We start from the raw sequence: 21,613 nt of genomic DNA, 5'->3' as shown, positions 1-21,613 counted from the left end.
TGAGCCAAGATCAAACTCTCAATAAAATTGATTGAGTTGAATTAACTCGTTCTTGAAGCACTAGCTTCTGTTTACTTCTTTTCTTAACTTCTTTGGTTGTTTGGATTCAGTTTTCAAAGATCAATGGTGGGCCTAAGTGGACTCGAACCACCGACCTCACGCTTATCAGGCGTGCGCTCTAACCAGCTGAGCTATAGGCCCTTAATGGAGCGGGTGAAGAGAATCGAACTCTCGTCATCAGCTTGGAAGGCTGAGGTTTTACCACTAAACTACACCCGCATTAAAATAAATTGTTTTTTATAAAACTATTGAAATTAATTCTTTAAAAATAATTCGTTTCGTCAACAAGCGACGTCCCTTATTGTAACACGACTATTAAATCATTGTCAACAACTTTTTTAAAATGGATATGCGGTCGAGAGGACTTGAACCTCCACCGAGTAAACCCCGACTAGGCCCTCAACCTAGCGCGTCTGCCATTCCGCCACGACCGCTTAATTCAATTAAAAGTGAGCCATGAAGGATTCGAACCTTCGACCCTCTGATTAAAAGTCAGATGCTCTACCAACTGAGCTAATGGCTCATATACAATAAGTTATCTTTCAACTTGATCCATTCATCTCATCTTTCCAATAGAAAACCCTTTAAAACGATTTGTTTTAAGGGTATCTTTATCGAAGTTATAAATGAACGAAAAAGAAAATGGCTGGGCTAGCTGGATTCGAACCAACGCATGACGGAACCAAAAACCGTTGCCTTACCGCTTGGCTATAGCCCAATAAATAATGGCGGTCCGGACGGGACTCGAACCCGCGACCTCCTGCGTGACAGGCAGGCATTCTAACCAACTGAACTACCGGACCGAAATTATACTAAACTTATTAAATTTGAAATGGTGACCCGTACGGGATTCGAACCCGTGTTACCGCCGTGAAAGGGCGGTGTCTTAACCGCTTGACCAACGGGCCATTCTTTGTGAAAATGGCGGAGAAGGAGGGATTTGAACCCTCGCGCCGCATTAGCGACCTACACCCTTAGCAGGGGCGCCTCTTCAGCCTCTTGAGTACTTCTCCATGGCTCCACAGGTAGGATTCGAACCTACGACCGATCGGTTAACAGCCGATTGCTCTACCACTGAGCTACTGTGGAATAATGTCTTATGTTTATTAGCGACGTTAAAAACTATACTATATATAATTTTTATTGTCAACTCATTTTAAATATTTTTTTCACAAAAGCCACACACATATAGTTTACTCGGTTTCATATGATTTGGTCAAGGGTTTCAGTAATTATTTAATGGACAAGTTTGATCTTTCCTTTGCATCGTCCACAAGTATATTGATTAATATTTACTTTTCTCTTTCGTTTATACAATTGACCACATTGTTTACACTTATATTTGTGAAAACTCACAGTCTTCCCCTGCTCTGAAGGGAGTGGCTGACAATGGCGTGGTGATTTGGTCTCTTTTAGTAGTTCTTTAAAAGCTTTATCTCCATGTCTAAAAGGTCTTCCTTCAATATGTAAGTGGTAATGGCAAAGTTCGTGCTTAATAATTCCAATCAATTCTTCTATCCCAAGCTCAGTTAAATATTTACGGTTGATTTCTATTTTTCTCTGTTGGGGTAGATAGCGCCCTCCTGTGGTTCGCAACCGGGAGTTGAAGCATGCTACGTCAGTAAAAGGTTTCTTAAAATACTCTATTGATAACTTAGAAACAAGTTGCTGTAATTGTTTATCATCCATAATCTCAAATCCTTTTTCTAACCTAAACAAATCATAGTGATTCTTTAGAAAACTTGGCATTCGCCAAGCCTTTAGGCGAATGCTTTAGTTGCACTTATGTAGTAAGAAAGTTGTTATACTTTCTTACCTACCCAAAATAAATCAAGCCCATAATCACAATCATTATGGGCGATTCACTTTAATAAACGTGTGTACCTACTTGCTTAGTGAGGATCTCTTCAATATTATCTAAAGATGTGATAATTGCTTTTTTCGTTCGATTTGAATGTTCTGCGAATTTTATCGCCGCCTCAACTTTAGGGAGCATACTACCAGGTGAAAAATGGTTTTCTTTTATATATTGCTTTAGTTCTTCTACAGATACTTTATTTATTTTTTCTTGATTTGGCTGATTGAAATTCGTAAATGCATGATCAACTGCGGTCAATATAATTAGTAGATCGGCATTGATTTGCTCTGCTAATTTTTCCGAAGCAAAATCTTTATCAATCACAGCTTCTACACCCGTGACGACACCGTGATCTTCTATAACAGGGAGCCCACCTCCACCGGTAGCGATCGTAATCACGCCTAAGTCAACTAATTTTTCAATTAAATGGGCTTCAGTCACTCGAATTGGCTTTGGAGATGGCACAACCTTACGCCAACCTCTACCTGAATCTTCTACATACGTTTCTTGCTCACTTCTTTGGTTCTTTTCATCTTCTGTCAAAAATGGCCCAACTGGCTTTGTAGGATGATCGAAAGCAGGATCATCTTTACTAACAACTACTTGTGTCAACAATGTCATGACATCCTTTTCGATTCCTCTTTTCTCAAGAGCATCCCGTAGTGCTTGTTGAAGCCAATAACCGATACTACCCTGTGTCATTGCTACACATGTATCGAGTGGTAAAGCTGGGTTTTCTGGTGAATCAGCTGCGCTTTGTTGTAAAAGCAGATTGCCTACTTGTGGCCCATTCCCATGTGAAATAATCAACTCGTGCCCTTGCTCAACTAATGGAGCGAGTTTCTCAGCCGTTTGTTTTAAAGCTAATTGTTGCGATTCCGCGCTCGGATCTTTTGTTAAAATTGCATTTCCCCCTAGTGCTACAACGATTCTCTTTCTCATCTTTCCACCTCGTTAAGTTAATTTTAAAAGCAGGTACGGTGCGCCATTTAGTCAAGCGATGACCCTATGTATTTTCCTATATGATATTGTATATTTATACAAGACATACGTAAAGCTTTTTATTGATGTTTTTTAATTTTTAGATAATTACTACGATAATTAATATGTAAAACCCTGAAAATGAGCGTATCAACTCTGTTTTCAGGGTAATTTGGTTAAATTCATTCAATTAGTCGTCTTTTACCATTGTTAGAGCAATGCGTTCTTTTTCTAAATCAATATCACTCACCCAGACAGTAATAACGTCACCAACAGCGACAAGATCTTTCGGATGTTTAACATATTTTTTCGACATTTTTGATATATGAACTAATCCATCTTGTTTAACACCAATATCAACAAAAATGCCAAAATCAACAACGTTTCGTACTGTCCCTTGAAGTTCAATTCCTGGTTTTAAATCTTCCATAGATAAAACATTTTTCTTTAGTAATGGTTTCGTTAAGTCATCACGCAAATCACGCTCTGGTCGACTTAACGCTTCAACAATGTCACGTAAAGTTGGTTCACCAATTTCAAGTTGGCTTGCAACATCTGTGATATTTAATTCGGTTAGCTTTGTTTGTAATTTTTCTGAGCCAAGATCGGATTTTTCACAATCAATCATCGTTAGCAATTGTTCTGTGACCTGATACGTTTCAGGGTGAATTGGCGTTCGATCTAGCGGTTCATCGCCATCATTTATTCTAAGAAAACCGATACTTTGTTGATACGTTTTCTTTCCTAATCGAGGAATCGACTCAAGCTGCTTGCGATCAGTAAAGAATCCTAATTCCTCACGTTTTTTAACAATATTATTTGCAACTGTTTTACTGAGGCCAGAAACATACTCTAATAATGATACCGATGCTGTATTTGCATTAACACCAACTTGGTTAACAGCTGTTTCAACAACAAATGTCAATGACTCAGCTAATTTCTTCTGACTGACATCATGCTGATATTGACCGACACCAATTGATTTCGGGTCAATTTTAACAAGTTCAGCTAAAGGATCTTGAACACGTCTACCAATCGAGACAGCACTTCGTTCCTCAACTTGCAGATCAGGAAATTCCTCTCGAGCTAATTTTGAGGCTGAGTAAACACTCGCTCCCGCTTCATTAACAATTAAATAAGGAACATCAAACTGCTCATCATTAATCAAATCAGCGATAAACAATTCTGTTTCTCGGGATGCCGTACCATTACCAATTGCAATTAATTGAACTCGATAATCATTCATCAATTGTTTAACAATTTTCCTTGAGCCAGCAATATCATTTCTAGGTGCGGTCGGATAAATAACATCGACAGCCTTCACTCGTCCTGTTTCATCAATGACCGCAAGCTTACAGCCCGTTCTAAATGCAGGATCAACTGCTAAGATTGTCTTTCTCTTAAGCGGAGGCTGAAGCAAGAGGTTTCTTAAGTTCATTGAAAAAATCTCAATCGCTTGTTCTTCAGCTATTTCAGTCAATGTCGTTCTAATTTCACGTTCAATTGAAGGTTGAATTAAACGCTTATAACTGTCTTCAATAGTTGCTTGTAAAAATGTTCTCACTTGATCAGTCGTCGTTTGGTTAATCATTTTCCGTTCAAGGTAATTGACAATCTGGTCAATTGAGATCGAAAGATTAATTCGAATCACACCTTCTTTTTCAGCGCGGTTCATCGCGAGCGTTCGATGTGATGCAACCTTTTTAATTGGTTCAACATAGTCATAATACATTTGATAAACACGTTTTTCATCTAAGGAATCATCTTTGACAGTCGCATTGATTTGACCATGATTGAATGTTTGATTTCTTATGTACTCACGATAACCTGCATCATCTGAAATCCATTCAGCAATAATATCATTCGCACCACTCAATACGTCTTCAACTGTCAATAATTCATGTTCTTCAGATAAATAAGGCTCTGCTTCTTTCGTTAAATCGATTAGTTCTTGCTTCCAAATTAATTCCGCTAACGGTTCTAAACCTTTTTCCTTCGCAACTGTCGCTCTTGTTCGTCTTTTCTGTTTATATGGTCGGTAAAGGTCTTCTAGCCGTTGGAGCTGATCAGCCGCTAAAATTTCTTCCCTTAACTGTTCCGTTAACTTACCTTGTTCATCGATTAAGCGAATCACTTCCTGCTTTCGATTCGTCAATTGAACAACGTAATGCCACTGATCCTCGATTGTTTTGATTTGAACCTCATCGAGGCCACCTGTTTGCTCCTTACGATAACGTGCAATAAAGGGAACCGTATTACCTTCTTCTAATAAGCCAATCACCTCTTTTACAACGTGTTGACTTAATGTTACTTTCTTTGCAACAATTTTAATCAAGTCTGTTTGATTTAATTCAACTTCCATTCTCGTTCCTCCAATCTCTTCAACTCATTTTACCAAATAAAACACAAAAGCTCTATGATAAGTCGCATTATCATAGAGCTTTAATTATATTTAATCACGGCTAGGGTAGTATCATCATCACGCGATTGATCCATGTGGAACCGAAATGCATCCGTAACTGCTTCAGCGCTGCTCTCTCTAAATAAATGATGTGTTAATTCATTTGATTGCACACCATCTGAAAACATCACAAATATTGTATTGCTCGTAAATACACCTGAGACAACTTTCGCTTGTCTTGGATAACCACCTAAATAACCTGACATCGGGATATTGCGCTTTTTAATCCCTTCAGATGTAATTGTCATTAAACCAATATTACCTATTGAAGAATAAGTAAACTGCAATGTCTTTAGATCAAGTCGAAGCATACCTAATACAACGCCTCGCTTACCAGTCAGCCTTCGGTTACTCAATTCAATGATCTCCGTTGTTGGTCTAAGCGGATCTGATTTAATCACATCAACAACAGCTTGTGATGATTCATGGGCAAAAAATCCACTACCAAGACCATCGACGACGACACACAAAAAATGATTCTCATCTTGATAGTAATAATAACTATCTCCACAAACAACATTGCCCTGTTTCACCTTTTGATAAACAGACACATCAACTCGATTGTACATACTCATTAGTCGGTAACACCTATTCCATCAGCTTGTAAAGCCTCTCTAAGTTTTAACAGTGCTCGACGTTGAATCCTTGATACGTGCATTTGAGAAATATCTAGTCGTTCTCCTGCTTCTTTCTGGCTCATATTTTCAAAATAAGTGTACTGGAGAATTTTCTGTTCGCGTTCCGATAAAATTGGCAAAACCTTTTCTAATAGCAAGCGTAGATCCGTTTTTTCAAAACGATCATCTTGATCACCAATTAAATCTAGGATTGAAACAGTACTGCCATCTGAATTAGCCTCAATTTTCTTATCAACGGATAGCGCTTTATAACTTTGACCCATTTCCATCGTCTCTAGCACTTCTTCTTCTGTAACCTCTAAATAGTTAGCGATGTCTGCAACTGATGGTGAGCGTTGATTTAGAATCGTCAACTCTTCTGTTGCCCGTTTAATTTTTGGACCGAGTTCTTTAATTCGACGTGGTACATGGACACTCCACGTTTTATCGCGAATAAATCGTTTAATTTCTCCAATAATAGTAGGAATCGCAAATGATTCAAAAGATTTACCTAGAGATGAATCATACCTTCTGATAGCCGCCAATAACCCTAACATCCCTACCTGTACTAAGTCTTCATGGATAGAGTTGTTTCTAGCATATTTTCTAGCAATTGAACGAACAAGATTTTGATAGGTTAAGACGATTTTTTCTTGTATTTCTTCATCTTTTGGGTTTTCTTGAAGGTACTCAATCCATTGGTAAACCTCATCCTCACGATTATTGTGTGGTTGAGATTTGGTCATCTATTTCCACCTCATTTGTTGGAAGTTGCTTAGTCATTAAGACAATCACACCGTAATTATTACTAATTTGAACTTTATCCATTAAGGCATCAATTAAGAAGAGTCCAAAGCCGCCTTCTCTAAGGTTCTCAATTTTTTCGTTTTGTTGATAAGGACCGATGTGTTTTTTCACTTCCTCTAAATCAAAACTTCCTCCACGGTCTGCAACCATGACTTCCAGACGATCAGGATAGACACCAAAGCCAATTGTAACTTCACCTTCTTCATCTAGGTCATACGCATGTGTCGTCGCATTCGTCATCGCTTCTGAAATCGCAACTTTTAAATCTTCTATTTCTTCATATGAAAAGCCCATTCGGTTTGCAATACCTGACACACTTAATCGAACGACGCCAACATATTCTGATTTTGCCGGTAACCTCATTTCAATAAAATCAAAATCTCTCATTAATTTCCACCCCGTACTGTGTTTTCAATTGAAATTATATTATCCAAACTCGTAATTTTAAACAGTCGCTCAACTCGTTCTTGGAGATTCACTAACTTAAATGATGACGAGTATTCTTTAGATGATTTTAATGCACTAATAAAAACACCTAATCCCGTACTGTCCATATATTTCACATTCTCTAAATCAACGATCACTTCTACATTTGCTTGCTTTGTAAGTGGTAATAAAGCTTCTTTTAATTTCGGTGCAGTATACGCATCAATTTCTCCTGAAAGGACAAGTCTTTTTACCGTTTCCTCTTCAATAAGCTCAACATCTAAATTAATATCCATTAACCCTCTTCCCTTCTGACTGTCTAATTAAATTATGTATTTCCCTTATTACTTTTAATTAAACTTCTTTTTTAATAATGATTAAGGTAAAATCATCACGCAATTGAAAGTCTTGAAGTTTTTCAAAGTAACAAAATACTTTTTCGACAGCTTCTTGTGCCGGTAGGTGTATAAAGCTTTCAATCACTTGTAAAATTTGTTTACCTTCTATGAAATGTTCACCAAGGCGACACTCTGTCACGCCGTCTGTTAATAAAATTAAACAATCATCTTTTTCAATTTTGCGAACAAATTGTTGATAATTAGTATCGTTGTTTACCCCCAGAACAAGTCCTGGCGCATAGATTTCTTCAAATTCATTACGGCTTGCATGATAGTAAAAACAAGGTTCATGACCTGCTGATGCATACGCAAAAGTTTCATTTTCAGGGTTATATAGACCGTAAAACATTGTAATAAACATGCTTGGATCAACGTTTCTTTCAACAACACGATTTAAATTTTCTAAAATCGCTTTTGGTTGCTGTTGACTTTCCGGAAAACTATCCATTGAATATTTAATCATCGACATCGCTAAAGCGGCTGGTATCCCTTTGCCGATTACATCTGCAAGTGCAATACCTAAGTGATTTTCCTTATTTGTGACAAAGTGATAGTAATCACCATTCATTGTGCTTGCTGGCACACTGATCGCACCAATATCTAAACCTTTAACTTCTGGTTTTACCGTTGATAATAACGTTTTTTGCATATTAGCTGCAACTGAAATCTCTGATTCTAGCTCAGATTGCTTTTCTCGTAAAAATTGATTCTCTTGTAAAGCAAGTCCATATGAAATCATCGCTTCTAGCAAGAAGTTTAATGAATCATTAATTTCTCGAGGGAGTTCAGGATACAAATCCTGAAGTGCCTCGATATGAATCTGAATCATTTCTTCTGGTGGTACATTATGCTTTACCGATAATCGGCTAAATTGTTCAGCTTGATAAAGGGCGGTTTCATCATTTGTTAATAAATATTCTTTTAATAATTGTCGATAGCTATTTAAATCTAAATTAGTTGTCTTCATCTCAGCACTCCACCCCATTATCTAACCCATTTTATTGTATCAATTCTCGTCCCATCTCCGTTTGATTGAATATCAAATTGATCCATTAGGCGCTTAACTCCAGGCAAACCAGCACCAAGCCCTCCTGATGTTGAATAGCCATCTTGCATAACCTGACTAATATCTGGAATCCCCGGTCCATTGTCAGTCGCAATGATCTTTAAGCCTTTTCGATTAATTTGATCAATCACTTCAAAAGAAATTTTCCCTGCATCAGCATACAAATAAATATTTCGAGTTAATTCTGATATTGCCGTAGCAATTCGCGCCTGATCAACCGTACTGAAACCCAATTCCTTAGCATATTGCCTGCCAAGTTGACGTGCACCGACAATATCAATTTCTTGTCGTATATTTACACAAGGTTTGATTTCCATTATTACCCCTCCAATTCCTGGCGAAGTTTAATCAAGCCTTGCTCTAGATTCAACGCTGTTTGAACTTCTTGCATATGGATGCCTAATTCAAGTAGCGTCATAGCCACCGCAGGTTGAATCCCAGTTAAAACCACTTTTGCCCCCATTAGATCTGACATTGTCACGACATCACCTAAAACTTTCGCAATAAAGGAATCAATGATGTCGACTGAAGTTAAATCAATCACAACACCTTTCGCACCACTTTTGTAAATTTGGCTCAATAAATCTTCTTGAAATTCAATAGCGGTTTGATCATCTAAATCAACTTGGATTGAAATAAGTAGATAATTCTGTAATTTCAAAATTGGAATACGCAAGCGATCACTCCTTTTCGATTGATTTCATAATATCTTCGATTATTTCTTTTTTCTTATTTTCTCTAATAATTTTTCGACCTGTCATTTCTAAAGCTGTTTCAAAACCTTTTCTTAATGATGAGCGTGTTGGGAATCGCGTTAGATCAATCCCCAAATTAACAATTGTTTGAGCAATTTCCGGTCTGATCCCAACCAAGATACAGTTCGCTCCAATTAATCGCACCGCTTCAGCTGCTTGAATCAAGTGATGAGCAACCATTGTATCAACTACAGGTACACCAGTGATATCGATCAGAACAACTTCTGCATTGTGCTTAATCACACCTTGAAGTAAGTTCTCCATGATCAGCTTTGCCCGCTCAGTATCAATTGTGCCGATTAAAGGCATGATCGTAATGTTTCGCATCACAGGAATGAGTGGTGCAGATAATTCTTGTAATGCAACACGTTGTAACGACACTGTATGTTCCCAATTTCCTGAGTACTCGTTAACAAGCCTTGTAATAATTGGATCGACCCAGCCATTCACTTTGTCCAAGATAACTGAGAAAAAATCAGTTTCAATTTTTTCATTCTGACTCAAAATAAAATCAAATACAACCCGACGGAAAGTTGTTAATCCATCTGTTAAGTAAGACAACGGCCACCCTAAATGAACAAGTCTCTCTGAGAAATCTTCGATATCAGTTGTCAAGTGATCTTCATGTAGACTTTTAAAGATGACGTTTACAAACTCTCTGTTCGTGCTCTGAAGCATTTCCTCAGAAATGGTTGATGTATACTCATCTTTATTTTTTTCCGAGACAGCTTTTAACCAGTTTTTAATAATAATATCGCTATTATTAATGATGATTTGATTTACACGCTTTGGCAACATTATAACCACCTTCATTTTTAGTTGTAATCGATTTCGATATTATATTTAATTTAACACTAAATTCCCCTAAAAACTATCTTTACACGTCAATTTGATACATTTTATCTACTCAACTTTCGCAGTTACATTTTTAGGTTGTGCTTAGATTGATTAAGGGTGACATTGCTTTTCAGTATAGTACTTGACTTAATGACTTACTTGAGGAAAAAACACGAATAATTTTGTTGGTGCTAGACCCGTGATTTCCACTCTGGGTGGACGCGTTCCGTGGGCACGGCCTCAACTTTTATTGCTCCACTGCCGTGTCGCAATAAGGATTTTCGGACTCGCGCTTTTCCCACTGGAGTCGCCACCCGCCGTTCCAATCACTTGATTTTACTTTCTTATTTACGTGTGGTCTTTATTATCTTGTTTGTAAAGATTCGTGTTTTGATCATGATTTTGTACTATGGAAATTGACACAATTTATTTTCTTTACACTTTCCAACTTAATAAACTTATTAGTTAAACTAGCGACAGCAACTCTAAGTGGAGATAAGCAATAGGTGAGACTTCTGCGGGAATAGGATGAGCTGAAGATCCACTTTTGTAGCGGTTTTTGCTACAAAAGTTAAGGAAGGCAGGCTAAGTGCGCCACATCATGTGGCAACGCCTGCATGACCTACGTCCTGTAGGCCTCCATCACCGCGAAAAGCGAACCTGTTGCTTTTCGGAACGAATAAACGCTCAAACTATGGATCTACAGTTAAATTTCCCACGTGTACAAGTAAGGGCAATGTGGACAATGAATAGCTCACCTATCTTACCATACCAAGGTTTACTTGCACATTTTGATCTACGAAAGTTGAGTTATCTAGATATAACGAAAAGCCCTTGTCCTCTTTTGATGACAAGCGCTTTATTATTTTTGTTGATCTTAAATATTCGTTAAGCCTAAGCTTATTTCTAATGCCTGATTAATTTTATCCATCATTTGTTCGTCTAGTTGAGTAATTTTATCAGTCAATCGTTGTTTATCGATTGTTCGAATTTGTTCGAGTAGGATAACCGAATCTCGTTCGAAGCCATATTTTTCTGCTTCTATTTCAACGTGTGTTGGTAGTTTAGCTTTTTGAATTTGAGCCGTAATTGCAGCGACAATCACTGTCGGACTAAAACGGTTACCAATATTATTCTGAATCACTAATACCGGGCGAACACCACCCTGCTCTGAACCAACAACTGGCGATAGGTCAGCGAAATATACTTCGCCTCTTTTTACGATCAAGCCATCACACCCCGCTCACTAAGCGTTCTAAGGCGATTTCGGCCTCCTCTTCAGCTAAAAAAGATTCTGAAGCGATCGTCAGGTTAATCTTTGCCATTTCCATGTATCCTCGTTGCATCGATTCATGAATATGTTGTGCTTTTTTGTCTTGTACATAAGATTTTGCCGCTTGGATCAGCAGATCATTTAAGTCTTTCTCTTCTTCTACCAAGAGTCCATTCACCTCTTCAAACAGGTTTTCAGGTAACTTCACAATAATTTCTTTCATGCTACTTGACAAAACCTCCACCTCCACACAATAATAAGCCGGATAAATTCTCTCTTATCATACCATTGCTAGCCCAAGTTTTAAAGGTGTTTTTAATCGTTTTTTTAATATTTTCAAGAAAAACTTACGATTTTCTCCACATTTATCGTTTTGTTGGTGATTTTCCTTGTTTTTTGCTTCATTAAACTTTTAAAAACTTCGAATTCAATCAAGTTTCGTCAAGATATGCACGTGGTAGGCGATCAGTTAATAAACAGGCTACTTCATAATTAATTGTTTCTAAATGAGCTGAAATTTCCTCCAATTGAATCGATTCATCTCCATCTTGTCCAATAAAAGTAACTTCTGTACCAATAGGATATGCACGATCAAGTCTAACCATACATTGATCCATACAGACTCGTCCAACAATCGGCATTCTTTTCCCATCAATCAGCACATCTAATCCTTGCCACTTTCTTTGAACACCATCTCCATAACCGACTGGGATTGTGCCAATCCATTCAGCTTGATTTGTTTGATATGTTGCTCCGTAACTAATCACTTCTCCCGCCTCAACTTTTTTAACGTGGGAAAGTTGTGTCTTTAATGATAAAGCAGGCTTTAATTTGAATGGGCGATTTTCTTCGATATAAGCTGACGGATATAAGCCGTACATACCAATTCCAAATCTAACCGCATCAAATAAACCACTCGCCTGCCTTAATGCAGCTGCACTGTTACCAATATGGACAAACAACTCCGTTTTAATCACTGTTCGGACTATTTTAAGCATTGATTCAAAGCGGTTCAATTGCTGTTGATAATAATCTGTATCTGGCTCATCTGCAGTGGAGAAGTGAGTAAATACGCCTTGGACATTTAATTGACGATGATCTATTTTTGTTAAAAAATCTTTCAGTTCAGCTTCCGTACGCAAGCCGATTCTACCCATTCCCGAATCAAGTTTGATATGGATCGCTAATTTTTTCTGTCGGTCAAAGTTAGCGTAGTATTGTTCGAGCCAACTCGATTGAAAAACAGTTAGGGTAATTTCGTGTTCGATCGCAACATCGGCAAATATTGGGTCGACCCAGCCCATCACAAGAATTGGGGCGGTTATCCCAGCTTGTCTAAGTTTGAGCGCTTCTTCTAAAAGTGCAACAGCTAATTGAGTCGCGCCTGCCTCTAGCGCAGCTTTGGCAACTTGAACATCCCCGTGTCCATAGCCATTTGCTTTTACAACTGCGATCACTTCCGTTCCTTTTGCTAAAGTTGCTTTGAGATTTTTTATATTTAATTTGATCGCTGATAAATCAATTTCGATCTTTGCTGGTCGATAATTAATTGGCTTCATCTTCTGCCTCCAGATTAACTTCTTTTGTTCATTATCTTTTTTTCCCCCAACAGTGTCAACTCACTGACAAAACAAAAACAGACCCTACTATAGGATCTGCCTTTTGGTCAAGCTATTTTTCTAGTTGTAATGTCATTGATTGAGCAACTTCGATCATTTCTGTTTCTGTCAGGTCTTCACTTGCTAAGTAATAATCAATCCCACTTTCAGACCACGACAGCGAATGATCAGTGATCGCACCCATTGTTGCACCAACTTGGATCGGATTACCGATCGAATACTCCGGCTTGCGGTAAGCAACCATTGACGATGTTTTTACTTCTTGAACGATCGTAAAATCACGTTCTCCTTGGTAACTTAACACGACACGGCGACCATCTTCCAAATCAAATTCAGACGTATCAGTTAACTCACTTTGATAAGTCACACTAGGATATCGAATTGAAAAATCACTTTGGTTCACTTGCTCTTCCATTGTAGCAACAGGTAAGCTGAGCAGACTACTCGTCAAGTTTGCATCAACATCGAAAAACTCCGCTTCAAACTCAACATCCAACTCAAACGGCTCAAAAGTAACTTCGACAGCGAGATTATTATCAGCATCATAGATTTTAACTAAATGTGGCGTCAATGTTTTTTGATCAAGATAAATCTCTTGAACTGGTAATGTTTGATTTTGCTGATAATTTGTAACAGTTGTAAAGACAAAGTAGTCTTCAACAATGACAAATTCAGCCTGCTCATCATTTAAAATATCTGAAACTAAAGAATGAAACAAGTAGGGTTGGTTCGCATTTGTCGGCCAATCCGATTGGAACTGAAAACTTTTGTTTAGTGCCGGCGTCAAGACAAATACACCCTGATCATTTTTCAAAATGATTTGACTGCCTTCTTCATCTTCTGCATTGTGCATATAGACACGATAATAGTGATCCTTCTTGAATGCGACATCAATTTGATAATGTTGGGCTGTTTCGCCCGTCTGCATATTCATCGTCGCTTTCGTTTGATAGCTTGTTAATTCAGTTACTGTCTGCTCAAGATCTTCAATTACATCCTCTTTCGAAGCCTCTCCACAGCCAGCTATAATAAAGATTGAGAAAAGAATGAGACTAAGCTTAATCATTCTGTTCATCATTTCAACTCCTTTTACTCTAGTCAGAGAAAAAGGGAATGAGTGTCCCGCAGATTAATCTAAACATGTCCGAAAAGCTTTTGGTAAGAAATTAATTAAATCTGTTGCTAGAAAGTCAATCATCGAGTGGTCTTTTTCAACCGCCAGATCGGCTGCTAAGCCATGGATATAACAGGCATTTGCTAGACTTGCTTCGATTGTACCCTTCTGCATCACTTGCGCTAAGATGATGCCAGCTAAGCAGTCACCACTACCACCTTTAGCTAATGCTGGGTTACCTGTTTGATTAATCGTCTGATAACCATTTGGGGCAGTTACAATCGTGTAGGCACCTTTTAACACTAAATACAGCTGATGTTTTACGGCAAATGATTTAGCAATTTCGAATGGATTATTTTTGATTTGCTCAATCGATTGATCGATTAACATCGCCATCTCACCTGGATGTGGTGTTAAAATTGTTGGTGCTTTTCGATTTTTCAGCTCAGACAAGCGGTTTTTAAGATAAAATAAGCCATCTGCATCAACGACGACAGGCTTTTCACTTGTTAAAACTGTATCGACAATTAACTGCGTTTGATCGGAGCGCCCCATGCCCATTCCGATCGCGATTGCATCAAATGATTTAATTTCAGCTAGTAGGTCAATTTGTTCGTCATCCAGATCAAGAAAAGTTGCTTCTGTCACACCACTCGCAACAACCGGAAGTGCCTCTTGGCTTGTCGCAACAGTTAGTAAACCAGCACCTGATCTGAGCGCTGCATTTGCCGTTAAGCGTGCAGCACCTGGCATTGTTTTTGTCCCACCAATAATTAACCCCTTACCATGGCTACCTTTATGACTATGTTGTTCTCTTCTTGGTAAGGTTTGTTTGACTTTTTCAAGTGTCCAAACTTCTTTTGAGCTTGCTTCAATTAATCGGCTCGGTAAACCGATTTCAACGATCTCCCACTTACCATAAAAACTGGCATAGCGTTCAATGAAGGCACTTGGCTTAGGTGCTTCAATGCAGTAAGTAAGATCAGCTTTAATCGCTGTGATCGGTTGATTCGTTGTTTCAGCTGGTACACCACTCGGGATGTCAACCGCGACAACCTTTGTTTCAAGTGTGTTAACCTCTTCAACAACTGATCGATACGGTTCTTTTAATCTACCTTTAAAGCCGATCCCTAGCATCGCATCGATGATAATGTCTGCTGAGTGAATCAGTTTTTGGCAAAGAGCTGTTTGATCAACATGAATAATGGGACAATTAAATTTTGTCAAAATAGCTTTATGCTCAGCGGCATCTCCTTTTATGTCTGCGTCTGCCACAAGCTGAATCACGTCAAGCTGAAAGCCAAGATTAAGCAAAGTCCTAGCAATAACGAATCCATCGCCACCATTATTACCAGCCCCGATTAAGACAACGGCCTTCATATCTTTTGTAAGCTCGGCTTGTATTTTTTCTGCAATCGCTCGACCAGCATTCTCCATTAATAGGACACCTGAAAGTTGATAATCGTTAATCGCTTTTCGGTCAATATCATACATTTCTTTCGCGGTAACACTTCTCATTTTAGTCCCTCCTACCCGCACTACACTATATGAGTTTGTCCGTTTATTTATGCAGACAAGCTCAAGCTTCTACTGCTCCAAAATAACGTTTGCGATAGCATATGTACGGCTATGTGAAATTGAAATATGACTTTTAAATGATGCTTCTCGTTTGAAAAAAAGGATCGGCTCACCTAAAGAACCTGTTAGAATCGAGATGTCTTGGAAACTTATCTGACCGATCCCAGTTCCATAAGCTTTTGCAAAAGCTTCCTTACCTGCAAAGCGTCCTGCTAAAAATTCTAGTTTTGCTTGTTCTGTTTGCTTTTGATCATAAAGCGCCTCTTCATCAGTTGTTAAAATTTTCTTGATAAATTGTGGGTTTCGTTTCACAATTGATTCAATCCGATTCAGTTCAATCATATCTATCCCTGTACCAATTATCATAAGATCACCTTTTTTAATCTATTAGTTTTATTATAGTATAAGTTTTTGATGAATGATATAATTTGTCAAACCCCATTTAAATAGCGTATGATTTTAGTATCGTCAATTAAAGGAGCGTTTCTATGTTTTTTCGTAATGAGTCATTTCGAGATTTTCTACAATTTTATCCTGTTGTTTCGGTAATTGTTGCTATTAACGTGATCTTATGGTTGCTTATGTTTATTCCAAATCCACTTAGTCCAATTATCTATACTTGGGGGGTCGGTTGGAATGTTGGGATTGATCTAGGTGAATATTGGCGCTTAGTCACACCTATTTTTCTTCATTCTCCAAACGATGTCAGCCATATCTTATTTAATTCCTTCTCACTAATTTTATTTGGCCCTGCTTTGGAGCAAATGATCGGAAAGTTTAAGTTTATGTTAGTTTATTTAATTACTGGAATTGTTGGCAATGTATTCACTTATTTAGTTGGAACATCTGCCTTACATTTAGGGGCATCTGGTGCACTTTATGGGTTGCTTGGCTTGCTCTTATATATGAGTTTTTTCCGATTGGACTTAATCGATCCAGCCAGTAAACAGATTGTGACGGTCATTACCTTAATCGGTGTTTTCATGACATTTATTCAGCCTGGCATAAATATTTCTGCACATATCTTTGGCTTAATTGCTGGTTTTGCCCTCGGACCGATCTTTTTAACTCATGCAGTTCCTTACTCACCTTGGCGGAATCAAAGACGACGTGTCGTGAGAAGTGATGGTTTAAATTATGACCCAAATCGGTGGGATAAAAGGCGATTCCGATTCCGTATGAATCGAAATGTGAGCTCAATCATTTGGTGGATTATTTTAATCTTAGCTGTTTTAGGAATTTTAGCAGGTGTGATTTAAATATCTAGGTATAAAAAAGGCCTTCCATTAGTTTGGATGGCCTTTTGTTTTTATTATTTTGACGCACGCTTGTTATTAAATTTACGATTCCGTCCGGAACTAGATGGTTTACCTTTTCTTCCGTAATGACGTTTTTTGTTAAAGTCATTTTTACCACGGAAGTTCTTGCGATTATCTTTATTGCGCTTCACACTTAGCGGTTGAACAGAAGAAAGTGTAACAGGTGTCTGGCGTCTTTCTTTTGTCATCATTTTAAGTGCTGCAGCGACAATTGTCACTGAATCATAGTCTTCTAATAAGTCCGCAGCTACTTCACGATAATCGTTAAGATCTTGCTTTTCAATTGTGCGAGTTAATTTTTTCAAGGCGATATTTTGCTGACCACGTCTTGCATCTGCTTGGCTCGGTAAGTCAATGCGTTCAACACGGGCATTTGTTACCTTTTCAATTAACTTTAGATGCGGCATTTCACGAGGTGTAATAAATGAAATCGCAACACCTGTTTTTCCAGCTCGACCTGTTCGACCAATTCGATGAACATAGCTTTCTGGGTCTTGAGGAATGTCAAAGTTATAGACATGTGACACGTTTGAAATATCTAAGCCTCTTGCAGCAACATCTGTTGCCACTAAAATATCAACTCGTCCACTTTTAAACTTGTTTAAAACACTCATTCGTTTTCCTTGAGTTAAATCACCGTGAATACCTTCTGCACGGAATCCTCGTGCTTGAAGGCCATCTGTTAATTCATCAACACGCTTCTTGGTACGACCAAAGATGATCGCAAGCTCTGGGACATGGATATCTAATAAATTTGTTAATGCATCAAACTTTTGTTTTTCATGGACAACGAGATGTTTTTGATCAATATTATCAACCGACATTTGTTTTGATTTAACTTTTACTTCTTTCGGTTCTTTCATCATCGTTGCTGCAATTTGACGAATTTCCTTTGGCATTGTTGCTGAAAATAGTAATGTTTGGCGCTCTTCTGGGACCATTTTTAAAATATCACGGATATCATCAATGAACCCCATGTTAAGCATTTCATCAGCTTCATCGAGGACGATTGTTCTGACTTCACTAATGTTGATTGTTTTGCGACGCATATGGTCAAGTAGACGCCCCGGTGTTGCCACCACGATATGTGGTCCATCTTTTAGCGAGCGAATTTGACGTTGCATGTCTTGTCCACCAAAAATCGGGAGTGAACGAATCCCTTTAAATTTGCCGAGTCGGTGAATTTCTTCCGATACTTGAATCGCTAATTCACGTGTTGGCGCAACTACTAAACCTTGAATTTTTCGTTGTCTTTTTTCAATTTGTTCGATCATCGGAATTCCAAAGGCTGCTGTTTTTCCCGTACCAGTCTGCGCCTGGCCGATCACATCCTCACCTTTTAATCCTAATGGAATCGTTTGTGCTTGAATCGGTGTTGCTTCTTCAAAGCCCATATTATCCAGTGCTTTCAATATCGGCGTCGAAATCTGTAGTTCTTGAAATGTTGTCAATTTATTTTCAAACTCCTTTTTCTAAATCTCATCGTGTGCTTGTAATGACACGTTAACAGATATCTTCATCAGTCAATACATTCACTTATTAGTGTGTATTTGATTGTAATCGTCGCATTCATCTACAAAATAATCATTGTTTTTCAAAAAATCATTTTTTGCGATACAGTATTTGTCTTATCGTTTCTGCACTTTCTAAGGCGACTCGAGAAAAGTGCTCACCGTTTATGGTGATAGGTTACCCGCAAATCTGTATGTTTATTAACGTGGAAAAAACCTCTCTCCACTTTAATGAAAGAGGCTTACTAACGAGCATTCAATGGATGTGCCTATTTTAACACAATATTAGCTTATGTTCTAGTCATAGCTATCCAATTCAAGCGACAGATCAAACAAATCATGATAAAATAGGGATATCTTATTGGATTTTGTGGTTAATAGCCGTGATTTACTTTCTTCTAAGGTAAACAATTGATCGATTTATATCTTATTCATGTTAAGAATTAAAAATAAATACTCGAGGTGAGTTTATGACAGTTCAACTAATTACAGATGGTGGATCTGATTTATCAAGACAAATGTGTAAAGACTGGCAAGTTAAAGTAATCCCACTCTACATTCATTTAGACAATGAACAAATTAAATCAGATGATGTTTCGGTAATAGATTTTGCAGAGAAAACAAGCCGGAGTAAATCATTCCCAACAACATCAGCAGCTGGGCCATTTGAATATTATAAAGTTTTTGAAAAAGTACCAAGAGAGAAAGCGATTATCCATTTCAGTGTATCTGACGGCGTAAGTAGCGCATACAAGCACGCAGTTATGGCCAAAAATATGCTGTTAGAAAAACAACCCGATCGTAACATTGAAATTATTAACACTGAATCTGCTTCATCAGGAATTATCTTATTAATGCAAGAAACGATCAATAAAATTACAGACGGGTTAGATTTTCACCAGTTACTTCACTTCATTGAAGACCGAGTGAAGCATTTAAGAACAGTTTTCATTCTTAAAACATTAGATAACTTAATCAGAAGTGGCCGCCTAGACCGAATTAAAGGGACAGTTGCTAAAACGTTAAATGTGAAGTTACTGCTTCAGGCAAGTGATGAAGGGAAAATTGAAGTACTTGAAAAGGTGCGTGGGACAAAAAAAGCTACAAAACGGTTTGTTGAAAAAATCGGTGAGTATCTTTCAGAAACAGCTAATCAAAAACTCGTAATTACTCATGCTCAAGCAAAGGAACGCTTAGACAATATTGTGACTTCAATTAAGGATAAATACCAATTTAATAAAATTATTACTGCAGAAATGGGACCATTGTTATCGATTCACGCAGGCAGTGAAGCAATTGTCATGGCATTCTTCAGTGACGAAAAAAGAAGAGCTTGAACAAAAAGATCACAGACTAACCTGTGATCTTTTGCTTTACTTCCTTTTCATTGCTCATTAAGTAATCGTAAACCGTTTGAATCACAAGCTCTTTATCATCACCTAAACAAATTAAATGCTTCGAATCCGCATAATAAATCACATCGATATCGACGGGAATTTCATTAGCGAGGTCATGTGTCGTTTGATATGGAACGAGGCCATCTTGAATCCCTTGTAACACTAGGACTGGACAAGTGATTTTTTTCAAATATGGGCGCGTTTTTGCAATACACTTAGCAAATTCGACATAAGCTCGTGCTGGAATCAAACCTTTCTTATGCTGTAAATTTTGATAAACTAAATTTTCTTCAATTTCACCAAAGAAGCGATCTCTTAATAAATGCCTTACTTCAGATGCAATTTTACTTAAACTAAGATATTTTCTAGAAGGCGACAGCATAACAAGTCCCTTAACTGGATACTTTGCCGCTAAATAAGCAGCAATCATTCCTCCCATCGAAAATCCAATTAAATAAATCTGATCAACCTTCGTTGCTAATTCTTGATAAGCCTGGTCAGCTGCTTCTAGCCAGTCTTCATGGGTAACATCGTCTAGTTGTAAGTTTAAACCGTGACCTGGTAACGTTGGCGCTTCGATTAACCAATCTGTTTCTTCTGACAAGAAAGTAGTCAACGGTTCAATTTCATAAGGTCCTCCAGTAAATCCATGAATACATAAACAACCAATCATTAAAACCATCCTTTAATTATCATAATAATGATAGTCTTGTCAATATTGACAAGACTATCCGTTAGCCGCCTTTAAAAAATGATCCAATCCCTTTAACTATTGGAGAAAATTGCTGATACGTATTTGCCACTTGGCCCGCTGTATTCAGAACTTTATCAACATCGAATTTTCCTTGATCATTTTGAAAATACCCCATAACTCCTTTAATCGGTGATTTTTGCTCAGGTCCCATCCCTTGCATATCTTGGTAAGGTGGTTGCCAAGCCCCTTGATGAAATGGCATGGTTTGATATGGTGGATAGGGCTGATGATTCATTTGTGTATGTGGTGGGAATTGATTATAGTGGTATGGGTAATTTTTGGGTCGAAAAAAGAATCGATTTGATTGCATAATAAACACCCCTATTCAATAATCTTTGTTAGATTATCATATGAGAATGTGAATCAAATCGTTCACCTAAATCCTTCTAGCTCAATCGAACTAAACGATAAATCTTATCTTTTTGAAATCCTAAAACAACTTGATTATTGATAAAAACGGCGGGAACGGAATAGACATTTCGTGCTTGTAACTCTGTTAAGTAAGCCCGATTTTCACTCACATTCCTTTCGTTGTAATTAACTTGTAATTCCTTTAAATAGTCAATGATTTGTATAGACTCTTCACAGTCATCACTCGTATAAACCGTGATCTCTTTCTCTGACATATAGATTAAGCCCCTCTCCAAAGATGAAAATTCAAATATTTATCGTTTGATGTGATACTCTTTAAATTTTAAAATTTGCTTTTCAAATAATAAATAGAGCCGATTAGGCTCTTATTCCTACTTACTCTTATAATATATACCCAGTTTTTGAGTATC

The 21,613-nt window shown here is 37.8% G+C and carries 23 protein-coding genes, 9 tRNA genes and 1 rRNA gene (1 of these 33 running past the window's edge); 2 read left to right on the top strand and 31 right to left on the bottom strand.

Annotation, left to right across the window (positions count from 1 at the left end):
* The 27 genes from ABD814_RS10175 to acpS all read right to left on the bottom strand — a co-directional run.
* Positions 1 to 26 (bottom strand): 16S ribosomal RNA (locus ABD814_RS10175) (its annotated part extends 238 nt beyond the left edge of the window); the annotation flags it as partial.
* Between the two features lie 98 nt (positions 27 to 124).
* Positions 125 to 201: transfer RNA gene (locus tag ABD814_RS10170), tRNA-Ile, on the bottom strand.
* A 4-nt stretch (positions 202 to 205) separates the two neighbouring features.
* Positions 206 to 279, bottom strand: a tRNA-Gly gene (locus ABD814_RS10165).
* A 131-nt stretch (positions 280 to 410) separates the two neighbouring features.
* Positions 411 to 494, bottom strand: a tRNA-Leu gene (locus ABD814_RS10160).
* Between the two features lie 16 nt (positions 495 to 510).
* Positions 511 to 583 (bottom strand) — tRNA-Lys (locus tag ABD814_RS10155).
* A 120-nt stretch (positions 584 to 703) separates the two neighbouring features.
* A tRNA-Gln gene (locus tag ABD814_RS10150) sits at positions 704 to 778 on the bottom strand.
* Between the two features lie 8 nt (positions 779 to 786).
* Positions 787 to 863, bottom strand: a tRNA-Asp gene (locus tag ABD814_RS10145).
* A 30-nt stretch (positions 864 to 893) separates the two neighbouring features.
* Positions 894 to 968, bottom strand: a tRNA-Glu gene (locus ABD814_RS10140).
* Between the two features lie 14 nt (positions 969 to 982).
* Positions 983 to 1,073 (bottom strand) — tRNA-Ser (locus ABD814_RS10135).
* Between the two features lies 1 nt (position 1,074).
* A tRNA-Asn gene (locus ABD814_RS10130) sits at positions 1,075 to 1,149 on the bottom strand.
* Between the two features lie 147 nt (positions 1,150 to 1,296).
* Entirely contained in the window at positions 1,297 to 1,749 is a 453-nt protein-coding gene (locus ABD814_RS10125) for a SprT family protein (RefSeq protein ID WP_344912803.1), read from the bottom strand.
* Positions 1,750 to 1,927: 178 nt separating this feature from the next.
* Complete coding sequence (gene arcC / locus ABD814_RS10120; RefSeq protein ID WP_344912801.1) at positions 1,928 to 2,860, bottom strand: carbamate kinase; 933 nt, start codon at positions 2,858 to 2,860, stop codon at positions 1,928 to 1,930.
* A gap of 229 nt (positions 2,861 to 3,089) precedes the next feature.
* The gene (locus tag ABD814_RS10115) at positions 3,090 to 5,261 is read right to left on the bottom strand and encodes a Tex family protein (RefSeq protein WP_344912799.1); all 2,172 of its coding nucleotides are present in this window, start codon (positions 5,259 to 5,261) and stop codon (positions 3,090 to 3,092) included.
* A gap of 80 nt (positions 5,262 to 5,341) precedes the next feature.
* The gene (locus tag ABD814_RS10110; RefSeq protein WP_344912797.1) at positions 5,342 to 5,935 is read right to left on the bottom strand and encodes a PP2C family serine/threonine-protein phosphatase; all 594 of its coding nucleotides are present in this window, start codon (positions 5,933 to 5,935) and stop codon (positions 5,342 to 5,344) included.
* Positions 5,935 to 6,723 carry an RNA polymerase sigma factor SigB gene (sigB, locus tag ABD814_RS10105; RefSeq protein WP_344912795.1) on the bottom strand — a complete coding sequence of 263 codons (789 nt, stop codon included), beginning with the start codon at positions 6,721 to 6,723 and terminating at the stop codon, positions 5,935 to 5,937. Before sigB ends, ABD814_RS10110 begins: the two co-directional genes overlap by 1 nt.
* Entirely contained in the window at positions 6,698 to 7,171 is a 474-nt protein-coding gene (gene rsbW / locus ABD814_RS10100) for an anti-sigma B factor RsbW (RefSeq protein ID WP_344912793.1), read from the bottom strand. Before rsbW ends, sigB begins: the two co-directional genes overlap by 26 nt.
* Complete coding sequence (locus ABD814_RS10095; protein WP_344912791.1) at positions 7,171 to 7,506, bottom strand: STAS domain-containing protein; 336 nt, start codon at positions 7,504 to 7,506, stop codon at positions 7,171 to 7,173. The genes rsbW and ABD814_RS10095 overlap by 1 nt, the downstream gene beginning before the upstream one ends.
* A 58-nt stretch (positions 7,507 to 7,564) precedes the next feature.
* Entirely contained in the window at positions 7,565 to 8,575 is a 1,011-nt protein-coding gene (locus ABD814_RS10090) for a PP2C family protein-serine/threonine phosphatase (RefSeq protein WP_344912789.1), read from the bottom strand.
* A 17-nt stretch (positions 8,576 to 8,592) separates the two neighbouring features.
* Entirely contained in the window at positions 8,593 to 8,991 is a 399-nt protein-coding gene (locus tag ABD814_RS10085; protein WP_344912787.1) for an anti-sigma regulatory factor, read from the bottom strand.
* 2 nt (positions 8,992 to 8,993) lie between these two features.
* A complete protein-coding gene (locus tag ABD814_RS10080; protein WP_344912785.1) occupies positions 8,994 to 9,350 on the bottom strand; it encodes an STAS domain-containing protein in 357 nt (118 codons plus the stop codon).
* A gap of 4 nt (positions 9,351 to 9,354) precedes the next feature.
* Positions 9,355 to 10,224 carry an RsbT co-antagonist protein RsbRA gene (locus ABD814_RS10075; protein WP_344912783.1) on the bottom strand — a complete coding sequence of 290 codons (870 nt, stop codon included), beginning with the start codon at positions 10,222 to 10,224 and terminating at the stop codon, positions 9,355 to 9,357.
* A gap of 919 nt (positions 10,225 to 11,143) precedes the next feature.
* Complete coding sequence (locus ABD814_RS10070; protein WP_344912781.1) at positions 11,144 to 11,494, bottom strand: type II toxin-antitoxin system PemK/MazF family toxin; 351 nt, start codon at positions 11,492 to 11,494, stop codon at positions 11,144 to 11,146.
* 4 nt (positions 11,495 to 11,498) lie between these two features.
* Positions 11,499 to 11,774, bottom strand: a complete 276-nt coding sequence (locus ABD814_RS10065) for an antitoxin (RefSeq protein WP_344912779.1) — start codon at positions 11,772 to 11,774, stop codon at positions 11,499 to 11,501.
* 196 nt (positions 11,775 to 11,970) lie between these two features.
* Positions 11,971 to 13,098: an alanine racemase gene (gene alr, locus ABD814_RS10060; RefSeq protein WP_344912777.1), complete on the bottom strand. Its 1,128-nt coding sequence runs from the start codon at positions 13,096 to 13,098 to the stop codon at positions 11,971 to 11,973.
* Between the two features lie 112 nt (positions 13,099 to 13,210).
* Positions 13,211 to 14,233 carry a LolA family protein gene (locus tag ABD814_RS10055; RefSeq protein ID WP_344912775.1) on the bottom strand — a complete coding sequence of 341 codons (1,023 nt, stop codon included), beginning with the start codon at positions 14,231 to 14,233 and terminating at the stop codon, positions 13,211 to 13,213.
* A 54-nt stretch (positions 14,234 to 14,287) separates the two neighbouring features.
* Positions 14,288 to 15,790, bottom strand: a complete 1,503-nt coding sequence (locus ABD814_RS10050) for an NAD(P)H-hydrate dehydratase (RefSeq protein WP_344912773.1) — start codon at positions 15,788 to 15,790, stop codon at positions 14,288 to 14,290.
* 69 nt (positions 15,791 to 15,859) lie between these two features.
* Positions 15,860 to 16,216: a holo-ACP synthase gene (gene acpS / locus ABD814_RS10045; protein ID WP_344912771.1), complete on the bottom strand. Its 357-nt coding sequence runs from the start codon at positions 16,214 to 16,216 to the stop codon at positions 15,860 to 15,862.
* A gap of 122 nt (positions 16,217 to 16,338) precedes the next feature.
* On the opposite strand from acpS, the gene ABD814_RS10040 reads away from it, so the two are divergent.
* Positions 16,339 to 17,109, top strand: coding sequence for a rhomboid family intramembrane serine protease (locus tag ABD814_RS10040; RefSeq protein WP_344912769.1), 771 nt, complete (start codon positions 16,339 to 16,341; stop codon positions 17,107 to 17,109).
* A 53-nt stretch (positions 17,110 to 17,162) separates the two neighbouring features.
* Here ABD814_RS10040 and cshA read toward each other — a convergent pair whose 3' ends face one another.
* Positions 17,163 to 18,620 (bottom strand): degradosome RNA helicase CshA, encoded by a 1,458-nt coding sequence (cshA, locus tag ABD814_RS10035; RefSeq protein ID WP_344912767.1) that lies wholly within the window; start codon positions 18,618 to 18,620, stop codon positions 17,163 to 17,165.
* A 530-nt stretch (positions 18,621 to 19,150) separates the two neighbouring features.
* Between cshA and ABD814_RS10030 the strand changes: the two genes are divergently transcribed.
* Positions 19,151 to 20,017 carry a DegV family protein gene (locus ABD814_RS10030; protein ID WP_344912765.1) on the top strand — a complete coding sequence of 289 codons (867 nt, stop codon included), beginning with the start codon at positions 19,151 to 19,153 and terminating at the stop codon, positions 20,015 to 20,017.
* A gap of 16 nt (positions 20,018 to 20,033) precedes the next feature.
* Here ABD814_RS10030 and ABD814_RS10025 read toward each other — a convergent pair whose 3' ends face one another.
* The 3 genes from ABD814_RS10025 to ABD814_RS10015 form a co-directional block, all read right to left on the bottom strand.
* The gene (locus tag ABD814_RS10025) at positions 20,034 to 20,750 is read right to left on the bottom strand and encodes an alpha/beta hydrolase (protein ID WP_344912763.1); all 717 of its coding nucleotides are present in this window, start codon (positions 20,748 to 20,750) and stop codon (positions 20,034 to 20,036) included.
* A gap of 61 nt (positions 20,751 to 20,811) precedes the next feature.
* The gene (locus ABD814_RS10020; protein ID WP_344912761.1) at positions 20,812 to 21,141 is read right to left on the bottom strand and encodes a YppG family protein; all 330 of its coding nucleotides are present in this window, start codon (positions 21,139 to 21,141) and stop codon (positions 20,812 to 20,814) included.
* 76 nt (positions 21,142 to 21,217) lie between these two features.
* The gene (locus ABD814_RS10015) at positions 21,218 to 21,457 is read right to left on the bottom strand and encodes a glutaredoxin family protein (RefSeq protein WP_344912759.1); all 240 of its coding nucleotides are present in this window, start codon (positions 21,455 to 21,457) and stop codon (positions 21,218 to 21,220) included.
* Positions 21,458 to 21,613 lie beyond the last annotated feature (156 nt).

This window comes from Amphibacillus indicireducens, assembly GCF_039539605.1.
GTDB lineage: Bacteria > Bacillota > Bacilli > Bacillales > Amphibacillaceae > Amphibacillus > Amphibacillus indicireducens.
This window is presented reverse-complemented; position numbering and strand designations above follow the sequence as displayed.

Coding starts and splice junctions, on each gene's coding strand:
- ABD814_RS10125 (WP_344912803.1), bottom strand. CDS start 1,749: ATGGATGATAAACAATTACAGCAACTTGTTTCTAAGTTATCAATAGAG.
- arcC (WP_344912801.1), bottom strand. CDS start 2,860: ATGAGAAAGAGAATCGTTGTAGCACTAGGGGGAAATGCAATTTTAACA.
- ABD814_RS10115 (WP_344912799.1), bottom strand. CDS start 5,261: ATGGAAGTTGAATTAAATCAAACAGACTTGATTAAAATTGTTGCAAAG.
- ABD814_RS10110 (WP_344912797.1), bottom strand. CDS start 5,935: ATGAGTATGTACAATCGAGTTGATGTGTCTGTTTATCAAAAGGTGAAA.
- sigB (WP_344912795.1), bottom strand. CDS start 6,723: ATGACCAAATCTCAACCACACAATAATCGTGAGGATGAGGTTTACCAA.
- rsbW (WP_344912793.1), bottom strand. CDS start 7,171: ATGAGAGATTTTGATTTTATTGAAATGAGGTTACCGGCAAAATCAGAA.
- ABD814_RS10095 (WP_344912791.1), bottom strand. CDS start 7,506: ATGGATATTAATTTAGATGTTGAGCTTATTGAAGAGGAAACGGTAAAA.
- ABD814_RS10090 (WP_344912789.1), bottom strand. CDS start 8,575: ATGAAGACAACTAATTTAGATTTAAATAGCTATCGACAATTATTAAAA.
- ABD814_RS10085 (WP_344912787.1), bottom strand. CDS start 8,991: ATGGAAATCAAACCTTGTGTAAATATACGACAAGAAATTGATATTGTC.
- alr (WP_344912777.1), bottom strand. CDS start 13,098: ATGAAGCCAATTAATTATCGACCAGCAAAGATCGAAATTGATTTATCA.
- ABD814_RS10055 (WP_344912775.1), bottom strand. CDS start 14,233: ATGAACAGAATGATTAAGCTTAGTCTCATTCTTTTCTCAATCTTTATT.
- ABD814_RS10050 (WP_344912773.1), bottom strand. CDS start 15,790: ATGAGAAGTGTTACCGCGAAAGAAATGTATGATATTGACCGAAAAGCG.
- acpS (WP_344912771.1), bottom strand. CDS start 16,216: ATGATAATTGGTACAGGGATAGATATGATTGAACTGAATCGGATTGAA.
- ABD814_RS10040 (WP_344912769.1), top strand. CDS start 16,339: ATGTTTTTTCGTAATGAGTCATTTCGAGATTTTCTACAATTTTATCCT.
- ABD814_RS10030 (WP_344912765.1), top strand. CDS start 19,151: ATGACAGTTCAACTAATTACAGATGGTGGATCTGATTTATCAAGACAA.
- ABD814_RS10025 (WP_344912763.1), bottom strand. CDS start 20,750: ATGATTGGTTGTTTATGTATTCATGGATTTACTGGAGGACCTTATGAA.
- ABD814_RS10020 (WP_344912761.1), bottom strand. CDS start 21,141: ATGCAATCAAATCGATTCTTTTTTCGACCCAAAAATTACCCATACCAC.
- ABD814_RS10015 (WP_344912759.1), bottom strand. CDS start 21,457: ATGTCAGAGAAAGAGATCACGGTTTATACGAGTGATGACTGTGAAGAG.